The sequence below is a fragment of the Rhodococcus sp. 14-2470-1a genome, assembly GCF_002259425.1.
Classification (GTDB): Bacteria; Actinomycetota; Actinomycetes; order Mycobacteriales; family Mycobacteriaceae; genus Rhodococcoides; species Rhodococcoides fascians_E.
In genome coordinates this window covers 246,592-261,428 of record NZ_NPFZ01000010.1, presented here as the reverse complement: position 1 = coordinate 261,428, position 14,837 = coordinate 246,592, and the positions used below count along the sequence as shown (strand labels likewise).

The window sequence follows — 14,837 nt, the reverse complement described above, 5'->3', positions numbered from 1 at the left end:
GGCAAAACAGATGGCAGCAATCGGGGCGCCAGGCACGGGTAACGCCGTTGCGCGTAAGGCCGACTCCGTCGCCGGACCGTGCTCGGCTGAGGTTGCCCGAGCGTGCGTGCCTGTTCGCGCTCGGCGCGACATCAGCGTTGCCGTTGATGAACTTCACCGTCACCGGTTTCTCCTTCGTGTGTGTGGCAATCGCCCTCGCGTACTTCCTTCCGTCGGATCGTCGGCGCACCCTGCTGCCTATCGCGCTCGCCGTCGTCGGTACTGCTGCCTACCTGGCGTCTGCTTGGATGAACGACACGGACCCGTTGTCGCCCAACGTTTTTGCGTACGCATCGTTCGCGTTGTACTTCTGCGGAATTTCGGTGTTGGCCAGGGACATCCAACGAATCGCGACCGTCATGCTCGGCATCGCGTGCGGTTCGACGGTGTTCTTCGTTCTGATAGGTACATTTCTCACGGCGACGGGCTCGATCACGGACCTGTGGAAGTACGGCGTCGCACCGGCGGCGACGGTGTTCGTGCTGTATCTCGGAGCAGCACGCGGCGCGCGATGGCCCACGGTAGCGGTGGTACTCATCGGCCTCGCCGGCATGAGTCTGATTCTGAACTACCGATCGCACGCCCTGGTGTGCGGCGGAGTCGCCCTGCTGCTGGCTCTCTCGAAATACAAGGGTGGCAGCCTACCGCTGGTCGTGCGACTCGCGACCGTGGTGGCGTTCGGTGCGTTGTTCTCGTGGCTGCTCGAGTTGGCCGCGCGCGACGGGCTCCTGGGGCAGTCTCTGCGCGAGAAGGTGCTGATGCAGTCCGACGGCTCCCTCCCCATGCTGCTGGCCGGTCGAACCGAGCCACCGCTGTCTCTGACCGCCATCCTTCAGCGACCGCTGCTCGGGTGGGGCAACGCCGACAACATTTCTCGCGAGGCCTACGTGCACGCTCAGCACGCGGCCATGCAGATCGGATTCGATCGATCGTTCCCGTTCGAGTACGCCTGGAAACTGCCCAACGGGTCGTTGTCCTTGCATTCGATTCTGCTGGGCTCGTGGGCAGAGGCGGGAGTGCTCGCGGCCGTGGTGCCGTTGTGGCTGCTGTGGGCCTGCTACCGCCTCATCTTCGTATCGGGGGCGGCGGGGGTCTGGACACCGCTGCTGATGTACCTCGGCATGCAGGCCACGTGGGACATCCTGTTCTCCCCGTGGTCGTACAACCTTCCCGCCGTGTTCGCTGTCATCGCGTGCAGTTACGTGGCGTTGCAGACACCGGGGCGTCACCGAACCGGTGCGGCCATCGACTACCGCCTGTTCCGCTCCCTTCGCAACCGGACCCCGACTCGGAGGGCGTCATGAAACCGCACCGAACAGGACCGACGGTAAGCGTGGTCATTCCCACGATCGGTCGTGCAAGCCTCTACGAGGCGGTCGAGTCCGCCCTGAATCAATCCGCTCCCGTACACGAGGTCGTGATCGCTGCCGACACCGTGGCGACGCTGAATCTGCCCGAGGACAGCCGAATTCGCGTGATTCGCACCGGCCCGGCGTCGGGCAGCGCGAACGCACGCCAATGCGGAGTGGCGGAATCGACGGGCGAAGTGATCGCACTACTCGACGACGACGACCTGTGGCACCCGTTCAAGCTGGAACGTCAGCTCGACGAGATCGCCGACCTGGGTGATGCGCAGTGGGTGGTCACGTGTCGGTGCGCGGTCCGCGCCCGCGGCCGCAAGGAACGAATCTGGCCACGCAACACCATCGGCGAACACCAGTCGGTAGCCGAGTATCTCTTCCGGCTGGACGGGTTCACGATGGGCGGCGGAATGATGCAGAGCAGCACCCTCTGCTTTCCGCGATCACTGGCGGCGACGGTACCGCTCAACTTCGCTCCCGACTCGATACACGACGAGCCGGGTTGGCTGATGTCCCTACAGGACCACGTTCCGGACTTGACGTTTCGGCACGTCCCGGAATGCTTCTCGATCTACAACATCAGCGACGACTCGGTCTCCAACCGCAACGACGACGTGTCCGAGGACTACATCGCGTGGGGTCGCCAGAATCTGACACGGTCGAGTGCGCGAGTGCGAGGCGACTACTACCTGTTCAGCGCTGTCACTGCGGCGGCGTCTGCCCGATCGCTGCGAAGCATTCGTAGAGCGGTCCGGATAGGGTTCACCGAAGGCCGGCCTGGTGCCGGTGCAATTGTCTACGCCGCTGCGCAGTTCAGCAGAACCGCAGTGCAGCAAGCGATGACGAGTCTCTCTTCCGGGGCGGAGGTCTCTCGTGCGAGCTGACCCGAGCTTGAGCGTCGTCACGATCAGTTATCGGGACCTGGACGGATTGCGTCGCACCACCGAGAGCGTTGCGCGGCAGAGTTATCCCGCGATCGAACACATCGTCATCGACGGTGGTTCCGGGCCCGAGGTGACCGACTACCTGACCCGCAACTCGCCGTCGTACTGGGAATCGAAGCCCGACGCAGGCCGCTACGACGCGATGAACAAAGGGATTTCGCACGCAACGGGTGACGTGGTGTGGCTGATGCATTCCGGTGACTGCTTCGCCGGACCCGACGCCGCCGCGGCAGGTATCGCGGCCCTCGGCGCTCGGCCGCGCAATTGCTGGGGATACGGAAAGGCGCGGATCGTCGGCGACCCGGCCCGAGAGGGCCTGATCTGGGGGTACAGCCCGTTCGACCTCCGTGGATTCGCGTTGGGAATCCGACCGATTCCGCATCAGGCGACGCTGTTCGGTGCAGACCTCCTGGACCGACTGGGACCGTACGACACCGAATTCGGGCTCGCCGCCGATCACCTGTACATGCTCGGGGCCGCCACCGTCGAGCACCCCGTCGTCATCGACGAAGTACTGTGCGACTTCGACGCCGGGGGTGCGGGCAGCACCCGATCGCAGCGCGACCACTACGACGACATCCGACGCGCCTGGGACCGAGCGAACTACTACCCCTTCGGCAGAAAAGACGCTGCGACGGCCTACTCGCGATTGGTCCAGCTGACTGCCCGAGCCAAGCAAGTTGTCCGAAGCAGGCGTATCAGGGCGGGGGAACCGGCATGAGCGGACGTCACCGCAAACCCGAGGACGAGCCAGAACAGCGCACCGGGCTCGACGCGACCGAACGCAGAGCCGTGTTACTCAGCACGGTCTTCCGAATCCTCGGCACCCCTGTCGTCGCTGTAGCCGGACTTGTCAGCGCCGGGCTCGTGATCCGGGCGACCGGACCGTCGACGTACGGGCTGGTCGCTCTAGTCGCCACTGTTGGGCTGTTGCTGCCGTTCGCGGACCTCGGGATCGGTGCCGTCGTGACCAGTGCGGCATCGAGATCCCGCAATCCGGCCGAGGACCCGTACGCCCTTGCCGTCATCCGGCGTTCGTACCGCGTGCTCGCCAGAGTGTCGGTGGCGGTGGCCGTCGCGGCCGCCACGATCATGGCTGTCGACGGGTGGGGGACGTTGCTCGGCATCACCACGGGACCCGACGACCGTCTCGTCGTGACGCTCGCAGTCGTCCTGTTCGGACTGACCATCCCGGCGGGTCTCGGACTACGGATTCTGATCGGTGTCGACAGGGCTCAACTGGTCGTGGTCGTAATGGTCAGCAACTCGCTGTTCGCGCTTGCGGTCACCGCAGGAATGTACGCGGGTGGTGTCCGCGGAATCTGGTACGTCCTGCCTCCACTGGCAGGCGCGTTGCTGGGCAATCTGGTGGGCACCGTCGTCGCGCTGCGAGTCTCCGGCCTGGGCACCACGGTGTTCGAGCGTAGTTCTCGAGCGGTCTCGACGAAGGGACTGCTGGAGGGCTCGCTGTGGCTGTTCATCGTCAGTGTCGGCATCCCGTTCGGGCTGCAGGTACAGCGAATCGTGCTCTCGCACCTGTCCACTCCACTCGAACTGAGCCGGTACGCACTCATGGCGCAGCTGTACGGGCTGTGCTGGTCGGTGTTCTCGATGGCGGCGCTTGCCTTCTGGCCGATCTTCGTCAAACGGCGAGGAGCAGCCGACGAGACCGTGCGGCTCTGGCTCGGCGCCACCATGGGCTTCGGACTGCTCGCGGCGCTGGCATCGATTCCCCTCGTCGCGATCAGCCCGTGGCTGGCCGACGTGCTCTCCGACGGAAGCATCGACGTCAGTGCGACCTTGGCCGCGGCATTCGCGGTTCTGCTCATCGTGCAGTGCTTCCACCTTCCTTCGGGGATGCTGCTGACCACGCCGTCGGAGGCCAAGTGGCAGGCCGGATGCCTTGCGGCGATGGCGGCCGTGACGACACTGCTCGCCGTCGCCATCGCTCCGACCTACGGCGCCCCCGGCGTCGTACTGGTCACCGCAGCGGCAGTCATCGTGTGCCAGTTCATCCCGGACATCGCGTGGATTCCCCGCCTGGTGAATCGGCGTCGACCCGAACCCGACAATCAGCAGGTGCCGGTCGCTGTCGGGGCGGGTGTCGCATGATCGATCCGTCGAAATTCCTGCCGCTGTTCCGAATACTCAACCGGGTCAACCAGGACGCGTACATGAACGTCGCGCTGACCCTGCTGAGACGGTCCGGAGTAGAGGTGCTGGGACGACCACTGTGGATCTCGTCGTCGGTGTTCCTCGACAACTCCGGTCCCGGTTCCATCAGCTTCGGCGACCGATGCGTGGTGTCCGACGCCGTCAAGATCCTCACCCACGACTTCTCGCTCGACCGCATCGCCGAGGCACGAGGCGATCTGCCGCCGGACGAGGAACTGTACCGACGAGCACCGGTGAAGATCGGGGCACGGGCGTTCGTCGGACTCGGAACGGTGCTGATGCCCGGCGTCACCGTGGGTGCCGACGCCATTATCGGCGCCGGTTCCGTCGTGACGACGTCGGTCGACGCCGGGGACGTGGTCGCGGGGAACCCTGCTCGCAGGATCTGTAGCACCGACGAGCTGTGGGACAAAAGGAGATCGGAATTCGACGTTCGGAAACGGAGAAGCTGATGCGCGTCACCCTGATCGGTCTCAACTACAAGCCCGAAGTCACCGGCATCGCGCCCTACACCGCAGATGCGGCAGAAGGACTCACCGAACGCGGCTACGACGTGCACGTCGTCACCGGGTTCCCGCACTACCCACAATGGATCGCCGACCCCCGCTACGCAGGATCCACCATCACCGAAGTGGTCGACGGAGTACCCGTCGTGCGGCACCGGCACTACGTGCCGGACAGCATGACCGTCACCCAGCGCACGCACCTGGAGATGTCGTTCGGTAGCAAAGTGGTCCGGAGCCATCTACCGTCGGCCGACGTGGTGGTGTGCGTATCGCCTGCACTGGTGTCGACGGGCTTGATCTTCGCGCGGCTCAAAGCGCAGTTGATTCGTCCCGCGCTCGGCGTGTGGGTTCAGGACCTCTACAGCCGCGGCGTCATCGAGACCGGGACGCTGCACGGCCCGAGCGCGACGGCGACCTCCAACCTGGAGTCCGGGATCCTTCGGGCCGCCGACGGGGTTGCCGTGATCCACCGGCGCTTCGCGGGCCACGCGATCGACCACCTCGGTGTCGCCGAGCACAAGGTCAGCATCATCCCCAACTGGACGCACATGCCGGCAGCGCCGCCGATGGATCGCGATCACGCCCGCGATCTGCTGGGATGGTCTCGCACCGACGTGATCGCGTTGCACGCCGGCAACATGGGCTTGAAGCAAGGACTGGAGAACGTCGTCGACGCGGCCCGCGAATCGGACCGACTGGGCGGGCCGGTGAAGTTCGTGTTGATGGGCGACGGCAATCAGCGCGAACATCTCGAGGATCGCGGCAAGGACGTCCGGTCGCTGACGTTCGTTCGGTCGTTGCCGGAGAAAGAGTTTCGCGCAGCCCTCGCTGCTGCGGACGTGCTGCTGGTCAACGAACTACCCGAAGTCGCTGAGATGTCGGTGCCGAGCAAGCTCACGTCGTACTTCGGCAGCGGATCCCCGGTGGTTGCCGCCACCGCGGCGGGCAGCGTCACCGACCAGGAGATTCGGGCGGCAGGTGCGGGAATACGCGTCGATCCGGCGCAACCTGCAGCGTTGGTGCGGGCCGTGGCCGAGCTGGCTGCGCATCCCGAATACGCTGACACTTTGGCGCAATCGGGGTTCGAATACGTCCGACGCTCGATGTCCAGAGAGGTCGCCATCGACAGGCTGGAGACATGGTTGCAGCAACTGTCACGCGCTCACCGCAACAGGTTTCGAACCGCGCCGAACGCAGGCTTGGGGGTGTAGTCGCTACGGAGGAGCCCGTAGTTGTACTCGGGGCTGGGGTCTGCGGTTGCAGAATCACGGAGATCGAAGACGAAAACAGGCCCAGCGTAGTCGAGTTGGTGCAACGTCTCGATTCCGTCGACCAGGATCTCCGCCTGACGCATCTCGTCGACGCCGGGATAGGTGGGAACGGTGGGTGCGCCGAATTCCGTGAACCAGATCTGTTTCGCAGTGTCGCCATAGCGGATCATGACGTCGCGAACGCGGGCGATCTCGTTGGCCGAGTCCCACTCCGCTGCCGGCTCGCTGAGCAGAGCGGGCGTGCTGTACGGATGCATCGACACCGCGTCGAACGTGCTACCGCCCGCACACCGATACAGCGCCTCGACGAACGTGGCTGGGGCAAGGCTGTTCACGGAATCGACGGCAGGGGAGGTCGATCCGGTGACGATCACTGCGTCGGGAGCCGCCGCGCGAATCGCACGTGAAGTGGCAGAAAGAAGCGAGCAGTACCGCTCCGGGTGGGCGCTCGGGCCGAAGGTTGCGGCCACGTTGGGCTCGTTCCACACCTCCCACGCGGTGATCCGGTCGCGATACCTGTCCGCAGCCGCGCCGGCGAATGCAGCGAACAGTTCGGGGTCCGCCGGTGCCGGATGCGCCGTGAGCGCATACTCCGGCGGCACCGCCCAGGTGGGAGACCACGTCACAACACCGAGAATGGGTAGACCGGCCGAGAGTGCCGCATCGACCTCCGAATCCATGGCGCTCCAGTCGAGCTCGCCTCGTTCCGCCTCGATTTCGGACCATTCGACCACCAGACGCACGCCGTCGAATCCTGCCTGTGCGGCAGACTGCAGGTCACGTTCTGCAGTGGTGCCCGGCATGTCCACACTCGCGACGTTGGTGGCCACACCCACCGAATTCCAGATCGAAACAGGATCAGGCGCCGTTACCGGACTCGGTTCGGGCACTTCGCTTGTCGAGCACGCCGCAAGCAACACCACTGCCGTCGACGAGGCCGCTACCGCATGTCCGAATCTCACGGAAACAAGTATGCCGGGTGGACACAAGCCTTGTGTGACCATAGATTTGGAGCCATGGCTTACAGTGCGCGGAAGTCTCCTTTGATTCTTCTTGCTCGACTGTGGGCCAGGCCGCTCTGGTGGGCCGTTTCGGTGAGCGGGCAGTCCGACGTAGTGCGCGCCGACGTAGATCGGTGGATCGACTGCATCGGCAACGACGCACTCGTACCGCTCGACGAGTATTCGCGCTTTGCCTATCTTGCCGGAGCGCTGAAGGAATTTCGCAACGTGATGCACTATCGCCTGCGCGAGAGCCCGTTACCTCTCCGGCTGGCAGCGCGCGTCGCCTATCGGCCGGATCCGACGATCGTCCTCGACTCCGAGTCGATCGGGCCAGGATTCTTTCTGCACCATGGAACAGGAACGATCCTGTGCGCCACCTCAGTGGGACGCAACTTCTGGCTGAATCAGCACGTGTCCATCGGATGGTCCGCGAAGGGCCAGCCCACCATCGGCGACGACGTCACGGTTGCAGCCGGCGCAGTGATAGCCGGGCCGATCGCCATCGGAGACGGTTCGACGATCGGCGCGAATGCGGTGGTGGTCAGGGACGTAGCCTCGGGCAGTGTGATGGTTGCCCCGATGGCCCAGCCGCTGGAGAAGTAGGCCATGCCTCGATCGCTGGCCGGGTTCACCGGTGCAGGCTACGACAAGGGCAGGCCGCTGTTGGTTCAGGCTCTGTGGTTGACGGTGTCCACTGTAATTCTGGGACGGTGGTGGTGCCCCAACTCGGTGCGGGTCGCCATGCTTCGGGCGTTCGGGGCACAGATCGGCCCCGGTGTTCTCGTCCGCCACGGAGTACGGATCCATTGGCCGTGGAAGCTCAGCATCGGCGCCGACTCGTGGGTGGGCGAGGACGTCTGGATTCTCAACCTGGAACCCGTGAACATCGGTGCGAACACCTGCATTTCTCAAGGAGTTTTGCTGTGCACCGGTAGTCACGATCGCCGCTCGCCCACATTCGAATTCGACAACGCACCCATCACCGTCGGAAGCAGCGTGTGGATCGCCGCTCGAGCAACGGTGCTGCGCGGGGTCACCATCGGAGACGATGCGACGGTCGGGGCCACCGCGCTCGTCACTCGTGATGTCCTACCAGGCGCAGTTGTTCTCGCACCGCCGTCCGCGGACATGACCTCGCCGACGAACTGATGCGCATTCTTCACGTCGTCACCCTCATCTCGGAAGACGGCGCCTACGGCGGCCCTGCGAGGGTGGCGTCGAATCAGGCGGACGCGCTGGCCGCTGACGGGCACGATGTGACGATCGTGGCGGCGGGGTCCGCGCAGCACTCGAGAGCGTCCGATGTGACCGTGCACCTGTTCGAACCACGAAAACTGTTGCCGCGAATCGGCTTTGCCGGGTTGTCTTCGCCAGGTCTGCTGTGGTGGATCATTCGCGAGGGCAGAGGGTTCGACGTGGTGCACGTGCACCTCGCCCGCGATCTGGTGACGCTTCCGGCGGCGATTCTGTTGCGTGCCCTGGGGGTCCGCGTTGTGGTGCAGACCCACGGCATGATCGATGCGAGCGACAACGCCCTCGCAAAGCCACTCGATGCACTCCTCACGAGGCGGGTGCTGCGATCGGCATCTGCGCTGTTCTACCTCACCCCGCGCGAGCGATCCGACCTCATCGACGTCGCCGGCCCTGGTCTTGCTCTCGTGGCGCTGACCAATGGGGTCCCGGAGCTACCGAAACGGGTTGGCTCCGGCAGCGTCGAAGTGCTCTTTCTCGCCCGACTGCATTCACGTAAGCGACCCGAACTCTTTGCGCGGATGGCCGAGGTGCTGGTGCCCGAGTTCCCGACCGCGGCATTCACCCTTGTCGGGCCGGACGAAGGCGAAGGTGCGCAGATCGTGCGAGCTCAGCACGTTCGCTGGGAGGGAGCGATCGCGCCGTCGGAGACCGCAGCACGTATGCGTCGAGCATCGGTGTACGTGTTGCCGTCCGTCGACGAGCCGTATCCCATGGCGGTGCTCGAGGCCATGGCCGTCGGGTTGCCCGTCGTCGTCACCGACAGCTGCGGACTTGCACCGGAGATCGCGAGCATCGGGTGCGGAATGGTCGTGCCCGGTGACGATGCGGATGCGCTCGTCGGGGCGGTTCGGAAACTGCTGAGCAGCAGTGCACTTCGCGACGAGATGGGGACGAGAGGACGCGCCGAGGTGCGTCGACGATTCGGAACCGCAGCGGTCGCACGCACTCTCGAACAGCATTACGAGGGGGAACACAGTCATGTCTGATCGGATCTCGAACAAGGGCGTCCTGGTTGCGGCCGCGGTAGTGGTCGCTGCGATCATCGCAGGTCTGTACTACGACTCGACCCGACAAGACGAGGCCGCTGACGGTGCGCAGCCCGCCTACACGCCGCCTGCCGGTGCAGGTGGCCCCTCGGCCGTGTTCATCGGCGACTCGTACACCTCCGGTGCCGGAGCGAGCGAACTCACCGAACGATGGACATCGCTGCTGGCATCCACGAACTTCTGGAACGAAACCAACTTGGGCATCGGGTCCACTGGCTACATCACCGCTGGAAACGACTGCGGCGCAACGCGCTGCGAGAACTTCGGTACCGTCGCCGCCGAGGCCGTCCAGCTCGACCCCCGCATCGTCGTGGTGTCCGGCGGAAACAACGACTTCGAGGCTTTCGTCAACGATCCGACCCCCGTCGTCGACGCGATCTACAGAACCTTCGGCACGCTGCGAGCAGGCCTACCCGACACTCGGATCATCGCCGTCGGCCCCTCCAGCGCAGGCGAAGTTCCGCCGTTCGTGACCGCATTCGACAACGTCGTCCGCGACGCAGCCACCGCAGCGGGCGGTCAGTTCATCTCCCTCGTCGATCCCACCGACGTCATCACCGAGGACATGCTCACCTCGGACGGCATCCACGTCGACGACGAAGGACACGCGGCAATCGCCCGGCATGTATCGGAAGCGCTGAAGTAGTGCGCTGTCATGCAGCAGTCTGATATTCACCCACCGAAACTGCGGATTGGGTGAATGAGTTACCTCGTCCGTCGCTCACGCGGAACGTGCTGGCAATCTCACGGATCGGTGCCTCGGTTATCGAGGCTGTTCGGGATTTTCGAGGTCGAGCAAGGGGTAGCGGTCGAGAGCGTCGGGGAGGTACTTGCCGGAGAAGTAGGAGGTGTACATCTGCTCGAATCCGATGTCCGCGTCGCTGACCCGGTCGAAAACAGTGTCGCCGAGTACATGTCGGTCACCGTGCCCTCGGACGGCGAAGTCGATGTCGTACAGGTGCTGTCCGTCTTTGCGTTGCCGTCCGGAGCTCGAATGGCGTTCGTCGTTCTGGCCTTCGCTCACAGACGTCAGGAGCGGTGGCCTGAATTGGTAGTGGCCCACTTCGGCGAGAACAGGCTCGACGAGCCCCCTCATGCGCACGGCATACTGTTCTGCTTCGATCGGCGTGGCAAAAATCTGAAACCTGAACTCGACGATCGTCGATTCGTCGAACGGTTCCGGTGGATCGGGTGGATATTCTGAGACTGTTTGCCGCAGAACCGGGGCGCCGCCGACGGAGCCGAGTCCGTCGGCGGTGCTATCGATCAAGCACAGCATCGGATGCCCGAACAGTGCTGCGGTAGCGGCGCGTTGGGCGATGATGTCGAGCACCGCGATCGCGGTTGTTCGGTCGAGGTGTAGCAGACGATCGAAACCGGCGACGGCGAGCACGGTTCCGGTCGTGTCTGGGTCGCTGCCGTAGTGGTATTCGGCGACATCGCGCAGGACGTCATCGAGGGCGTCGAGGTTACGGCCGTAGTAGGCGGGGAACGAGAGCGCCGCAGCGAGGGCGGTGTGCATGTCGTCGAGGTTCGTCCAGGTGGCCGCGTCGACGAGATGGATGATGTACCCGAGGCCTGCCAGGTGGCCTGCGGCGGTGTCGAGAGCGAATCGGGTGTCGTAGCGGTGGACGACACCGTTCTGCAGCAGCTGCCAATCCACGCGCTGGCGCTGTGTCTCGAACAGCGCTTTGTCGGTGGGGTCGAAGACTGCAGCTCGAGGTGACGTCCGCGGCGCTGCATTCATGGACATCCGAATGCACCGGAAGTCGGTGTCGGTGAGCGGGGTGCGGCTGAAGACAATGTAACGCCAGTCGTCCTGGGTCCATTCGCGGCAGGTGTGGGTGCGGTCGAGCTCGGCCAACGTGGTGTCGGTGTTGCCGCCGGAAGGACCTCGAAGCGGTAGCCGCGCGAGATACGGGTTGCCGTCGAACGGCAGATGCAGCACGACCGCGCCGGTGTCCAAGTCTCCGCCCACGACATCGGCATGCACCCTGGTGGGCCACCACCGTGGCAATGCTATGCGTAGATCGCGCAAGGCCTGTTGGTATTCGCGGTGGGCGGGCTGGTCCTGCCACGACGGCATCGGCATGCCTGCGAGCATGTCACGGACACAGCCCCGGCACAGCAGCGACTGCTCGGGCACCTGAGTGGTCTCACGGAGCAATCACGCCAGTTGGGTTCTTGTGGACCGGTTGGCAGGTTGCCGGGAATCACGCTCGCTCTGGCTGATGCGCGCTCGCGGTAACGGCGCTGTGATACCCGGATCGGATGTGGGCGCGCATGATCGATTCGACCCATTCGGGGTCGCGGGCCTCGATGGCGTCGACGATTTCGAGGTGATGAAGGGCGCTGCGCATCAACTGAGGCCCGCTGTAGCTGCGGAACGTTCGAGACGCCACCACCGGCTTCAGCATGCTGGACGTCATCTCCGCGATTCGAGCATTGGGACACCGTTCCAGGATCGCCGAGTGAAAAGCGTTGTTCAGAACCGCGATCGCGGCGAAGTTCGATTCGCCCACCACCTCGGAATACATGTCGTCGGCCAAGGTGCGGAGCTGTGCCACGTCGTCGTCGCTCATGTTCTCCGAGGCCAGGCGCGCGGCGTGCGGTTCCATCATCGAGCGTGCGGAATACATCATCTCGACGGAATCCTGCGAGTATTCGACGACGCGGGCGCCCTTGTTCAGTTCGATGGTGATGACGCCGCTGCTTGCAAGCGCCTTCAAGGCCTCCCGCACCGGGGTGCGACTCACGCCGAAGCGTTCGGCCAGTTCGATCTCTCTGAGCTTCTCGCCGGGCTGATACTGCCCGCTGATGATGAGGTCGAAGATGGCCTTGCTGAGTTCGGACAATGGCGTGGCTCCTTGCGCGTCAGTCCAACCATTGTGTACGAGCCACGTCGTCCCGTGTACCACCACGGGACAGAAACGAGTACGAGTCGGTTCCGGTGACCTTCTCCGAGTACCGGACCACGTCGAGATAGCGGTCCAAGTCGATGCCGGTGGCGACGCCCATGCTGTGCAGCAGGTTCAGCACATCCTCCATGGGTGCGTTCCCCAGGACGGATTTGTCACCCGGGAACCACATGTCTCCGCCGAGACCTCCGAAAGACGCCTCCAGCCAGTCGGCGCCCGCGGCCAGCGCTGCAAGGGCGTTGATCGGACCGAACCCGTTTCGGTTGTGCAGATGCACACCGACCGGGATGTCCGGTGCCAGCGACTTGGCGAGGGCGATACCGTTCTCGAACTCCGACGGGATCTCCATTCCACTGGTGCCGGCGAGATACAGCGAGTCGACGCCGGCGTCGATCACCCGTCGAAGAGCGTCTTTCAGTTCGTTGTTCGGGATCGGTCCCCGGCAGGTAGCGAAGAACGCCGTAGCCACGGCAGCAGTGACTTTCTTGCCCGACGCATGCGCGTGGTCGACCACCTCGGCCAGCGCCGTCAGCAACTGGTCGGGAGTTGCGTTCTGGTTGCGTCGAGCGGTCTCCGGATCGACCGGGACGACCATGACGATCTCGTCGATCCTCGTCTCGAGTGCGCGCAGCGCACCCTTGAAATTGGGCACCAGCGCCTTGTAGGTGACGCCGGCAGTCCTCGGCGCGTCGGCGATCACCTGCTCTGCATCGGCGAACTGGGGGAGCACGCGCGGGTGAGCGAAGGAGGTGATCTCCAGGGTCGTGAAGCCCGACGCCAACAACCCGTTCAGGATCTCCAGTTTGGCGTCCGTGTCGAGGACGTTCTCGACGGCTTGGAGGCCGTCCCGTAGGCCGACGTCCACAACCGTTGCACTGCTCGGTAAGTCGCGGCCGATCATCACACGGTGCCCTGACCCGCGAAGTGCGCGACCTCGTCCTCGGTGTACCCGCCCAGGCGGTGCAGAACCTCGGTGGTGTGCTCGCCCAAACTCGGACCTGGCCAACGCACGCTGCCATCGGTGCGGCTGAAACGGGGGAAGGTGTTCTGCATCGGAACCGAGCCCAGCACCGGGTGCTCGGTCTCGATGATGCTGCGGCGAGCGATGAACTGCTCGTCTTCGAGCATGTCCGACGGCCGATAGATCTTGCCGGACGGGACAGCATGCTCGTGCAGAAGCTTCTCCAGCTCGGCGGCGTCGAGACCGGCAGTGAACTCGGCGACGAGGCCGTCCAGCTGTTGCTGCCGCTCACCGCGCGCAGTGTGAGTGGCGAAGCGCTCGTCCACGGCCAGCTCCGGCTGGCCCATGGCCTCGGCGAGTCGAGCGAAGACGGTGTCCTGGTTGGCGGCAATCAGAATCCACGCACCTTCCTTGGTCGGGTACACGTTGCTCGGCGCCACGTTCGGCAGGATCGCGCCGCTTCGTTCGCGCTGGTAGTTGGCGATAACCCACTCGGGAACAAGGGATTCCATCACACCGAGCACGGCTTCGTAGATCGCGGAGTCCACCACCTGGCCACGGCCGCTGCGGGTGCGCTCGAACACCGCTCCCAGAGTCCCGATGGCCGCGAACAAAGCAGCAAGCGTGTCGCCTATCGAAATGCCCACGCGCGACGGAGGAGTGGACGGATCGCCGACGACGTACCGGAGCCCACCCATGGCCTCACCGATCGCTCCGTACCCGGCCCGTGACGAATACGGGCCTGTCTGACCGAAACCCGACACCCGCGTCAGAATCACGCTCGGGTTGAGCTCGGACAACTGTTCGTACCCCAGTCCCCAGCGTTCCAGCGTGCCCGGCCGGAAATTCTCGACGACGATATCGGCATTCCGGATGAGGCGCTTCGCGATCGATTGTCCCTCCGTGGTGCGCAAGTTGACGGTGACTGACTGCTTGTTGCGACCGACGACGGACCACCACATGGACTCGCCTTTGGGGAGCGTGCGTCCCCAAGCGCGCATCGGATCACCGCTTCCTGGTTGTTCCAACTTGACGACCTCGGCACCGAGGTCGCCGAGTATCTGGCCGCAGAACGGGCCGGCGATGAGCTGGCCCATCTCTATCACTCGCAGCCCGGCCAAGGGGCCGGCCGAACCGTCGGATCGGGGCTGTTCCGTCATGAGCGCTGTCCGTTCTGTGAGCGAGTATGTATGCATTCAGTGGTTCAAGAGGTGTCTGCAGGCTACATAAGCACAGAAATGTATACAAACGCTTGACTTTGGTGATGCAGGACACATAGCGTGCCGAAGTGATCGAGGTTCGCTCGCGGGCCGTCGATCGCCGCACGGTTCGGACACGAGAAGGGCACCCGCTCAATG

The 14,837-nt window shown here is 64.5% G+C and carries 15 protein-coding genes; 10 read left to right on the top strand and 5 right to left on the bottom strand.

What is annotated here, in order from left to right:
* Positions 1-47: 47 nt before the first annotated feature.
* From CH292_RS05915 to CH292_RS05890, 6 genes are read left to right on the top strand one after another with little or no spacing between them, the layout of a single operon-like run.
* Entirely contained in the window at positions 48-1,343 is a 1,296-nt protein-coding gene (locus CH292_RS05915; RefSeq protein WP_256977949.1) for a hypothetical protein, read from the top strand.
* On the top strand, positions 1,340-2,284 hold the full coding sequence (locus CH292_RS05910) for a glycosyltransferase family 2 protein (protein WP_094654233.1): 945 nt from the start codon (positions 1,340-1,342) through the stop codon (positions 2,282-2,284). Before CH292_RS05915 ends, CH292_RS05910 begins: the two co-directional genes overlap by 4 nt.
* On the top strand, positions 2,274-3,065 hold the full coding sequence (locus CH292_RS05905; protein ID WP_094654232.1) for a glycosyltransferase: 792 nt from the start codon (positions 2,274-2,276) through the stop codon (positions 3,063-3,065). The genes CH292_RS05910 and CH292_RS05905 overlap by 11 nt, the downstream gene beginning before the upstream one ends.
* Positions 3,062-4,456 (top strand): lipopolysaccharide biosynthesis protein, encoded by a 1,395-nt coding sequence (locus CH292_RS05900; protein WP_094654231.1) that lies wholly within the window; start codon positions 3,062-3,064, stop codon positions 4,454-4,456. Before CH292_RS05905 ends, CH292_RS05900 begins: the two co-directional genes overlap by 4 nt.
* Entirely contained in the window at positions 4,453-4,971 is a 519-nt protein-coding gene (locus CH292_RS05895) for a DapH/DapD/GlmU-related protein (protein ID WP_094654230.1), read from the top strand. The genes CH292_RS05900 and CH292_RS05895 overlap by 4 nt, the downstream gene beginning before the upstream one ends.
* Entirely contained in the window at positions 4,971-6,236 is a 1,266-nt protein-coding gene (locus tag CH292_RS05890) for a glycosyltransferase (protein WP_094654229.1), read from the top strand. The genes CH292_RS05895 and CH292_RS05890 overlap by 1 nt, the downstream gene beginning before the upstream one ends.
* On the opposite strand, the gene CH292_RS05885 is transcribed toward CH292_RS05890, so the two are convergent.
* Positions 6,188-7,258 (bottom strand): cellulase family glycosylhydrolase, encoded by a 1,071-nt coding sequence (locus CH292_RS05885; RefSeq protein ID WP_256977948.1) that lies wholly within the window; start codon positions 7,256-7,258, stop codon positions 6,188-6,190. The two genes, CH292_RS05890 and CH292_RS05885, sit on opposite strands and share 49 nt — an antisense overlap.
* A gap of 54 nt (positions 7,259-7,312) precedes the next feature.
* Here CH292_RS05885 and CH292_RS05880 point away from each other — a divergent pair, with 54 nt between their 5' ends.
* Genes CH292_RS05880 through CH292_RS05865 form a run of 4 tightly spaced genes read left to right on the top strand, consistent with a single transcriptional unit; the run spans position 7,313 to position 10,246 of the window.
* Positions 7,313-7,903: a serine acetyltransferase gene (locus CH292_RS05880; protein WP_256977947.1), complete on the top strand. Its 591-nt coding sequence runs from the start codon at positions 7,313-7,315 to the stop codon at positions 7,901-7,903.
* Positions 7,904-7,906: 3 nt separating this feature from the next.
* On the top strand, positions 7,907-8,449 hold the full coding sequence (locus tag CH292_RS05875) for a DapH/DapD/GlmU-related protein (RefSeq protein ID WP_094654226.1): 543 nt from the start codon (positions 7,907-7,909) through the stop codon (positions 8,447-8,449).
* The gene (locus CH292_RS05870; RefSeq protein ID WP_094654225.1) at positions 8,449-9,540 is read left to right on the top strand and encodes a glycosyltransferase; all 1,092 of its coding nucleotides are present in this window, start codon (positions 8,449-8,451) and stop codon (positions 9,538-9,540) included. Before CH292_RS05875 ends, CH292_RS05870 begins: the two co-directional genes overlap by 1 nt.
* On the top strand, positions 9,533-10,246 hold the full coding sequence (locus CH292_RS05865; RefSeq protein ID WP_094654224.1) for an SGNH/GDSL hydrolase family protein: 714 nt from the start codon (positions 9,533-9,535) through the stop codon (positions 10,244-10,246). The genes CH292_RS05870 and CH292_RS05865 overlap by 8 nt, the downstream gene beginning before the upstream one ends.
* 117 nt (positions 10,247-10,363) lie before the next feature.
* Here the strand turns inward: CH292_RS05865 and CH292_RS05860 are convergent, their stop codons facing one another.
* The 4 genes from CH292_RS05860 to CH292_RS05845 all read right to left on the bottom strand — a co-directional run bounded on the left by CH292_RS05860 (position 10,364) and on the right by CH292_RS05845 (position 14,639).
* Positions 10,364-11,692 (bottom strand): barstar family protein, encoded by a 1,329-nt coding sequence (locus CH292_RS05860; RefSeq protein WP_179277915.1) that lies wholly within the window; start codon positions 11,690-11,692, stop codon positions 10,364-10,366.
* Between the two features lie 121 nt (positions 11,693-11,813).
* Positions 11,814-12,455, bottom strand: coding sequence for a GntR family transcriptional regulator (locus CH292_RS05855; RefSeq protein ID WP_033189066.1), 642 nt, complete (start codon positions 12,453-12,455; stop codon positions 11,814-11,816).
* Between the two features lie 19 nt (positions 12,456-12,474).
* Entirely contained in the window at positions 12,475-13,419 is a 945-nt protein-coding gene (locus tag CH292_RS05850) for a pyruvate carboxyltransferase (protein ID WP_094654222.1), read from the bottom strand.
* Complete coding sequence (locus tag CH292_RS05845) at positions 13,419-14,639, bottom strand: CaiB/BaiF CoA-transferase family protein (protein WP_033189068.1); 1,221 nt, start codon at positions 14,637-14,639, stop codon at positions 13,419-13,421. The genes CH292_RS05850 and CH292_RS05845 overlap by 1 nt, the downstream gene beginning before the upstream one ends.
* Positions 14,640-14,837: the final 198 nt, after the last annotated feature.

Excerpts from the sequence above, each read along its gene's own strand:
- CH292_RS05900 (WP_094654231.1), top strand. The coding sequence starts at position 3,062 with ATGAGCGGACGTCACCGCAAACCCGAGGACGAGCCAGAACAGCGCACC.
- CH292_RS05910 (WP_094654233.1), top strand. The coding sequence starts at position 1,340 with ATGAAACCGCACCGAACAGGACCGACGGTAAGCGTGGTCATTCCCACG.
- CH292_RS05895 (WP_094654230.1), top strand. The coding sequence starts at position 4,453 with ATGATCGATCCGTCGAAATTCCTGCCGCTGTTCCGAATACTCAACCGG.
- CH292_RS05845 (WP_033189068.1), bottom strand. The coding sequence starts at position 14,639 with ATGACGGAACAGCCCCGATCCGACGGTTCGGCCGGCCCCTTGGCCGGG.
- CH292_RS05890 (WP_094654229.1), top strand. The coding sequence starts at position 4,971 with ATGCGCGTCACCCTGATCGGTCTCAACTACAAGCCCGAAGTCACCGGC.
- CH292_RS05880 (WP_256977947.1), top strand. The coding sequence starts at position 7,313 with ATGGCTTACAGTGCGCGGAAGTCTCCTTTGATTCTTCTTGCTCGACTG.
- CH292_RS05850 (WP_094654222.1), bottom strand. The coding sequence starts at position 13,419 with ATGATCGGCCGCGACTTACCGAGCAGTGCAACGGTTGTGGACGTCGGC.
- CH292_RS05870 (WP_094654225.1), top strand. The coding sequence starts at position 8,449 with ATGCGCATTCTTCACGTCGTCACCCTCATCTCGGAAGACGGCGCCTAC.
- CH292_RS05875 (WP_094654226.1), top strand. The coding sequence starts at position 7,907 with ATGCCTCGATCGCTGGCCGGGTTCACCGGTGCAGGCTACGACAAGGGC.
- CH292_RS05865 (WP_094654224.1), top strand. The coding sequence starts at position 9,533 with ATGTCTGATCGGATCTCGAACAAGGGCGTCCTGGTTGCGGCCGCGGTA.
- CH292_RS05860 (WP_179277915.1), bottom strand. The coding sequence starts at position 11,692 with ATGCCGATGCCGTCGTGGCAGGACCAGCCCGCCCACCGCGAATACCAA.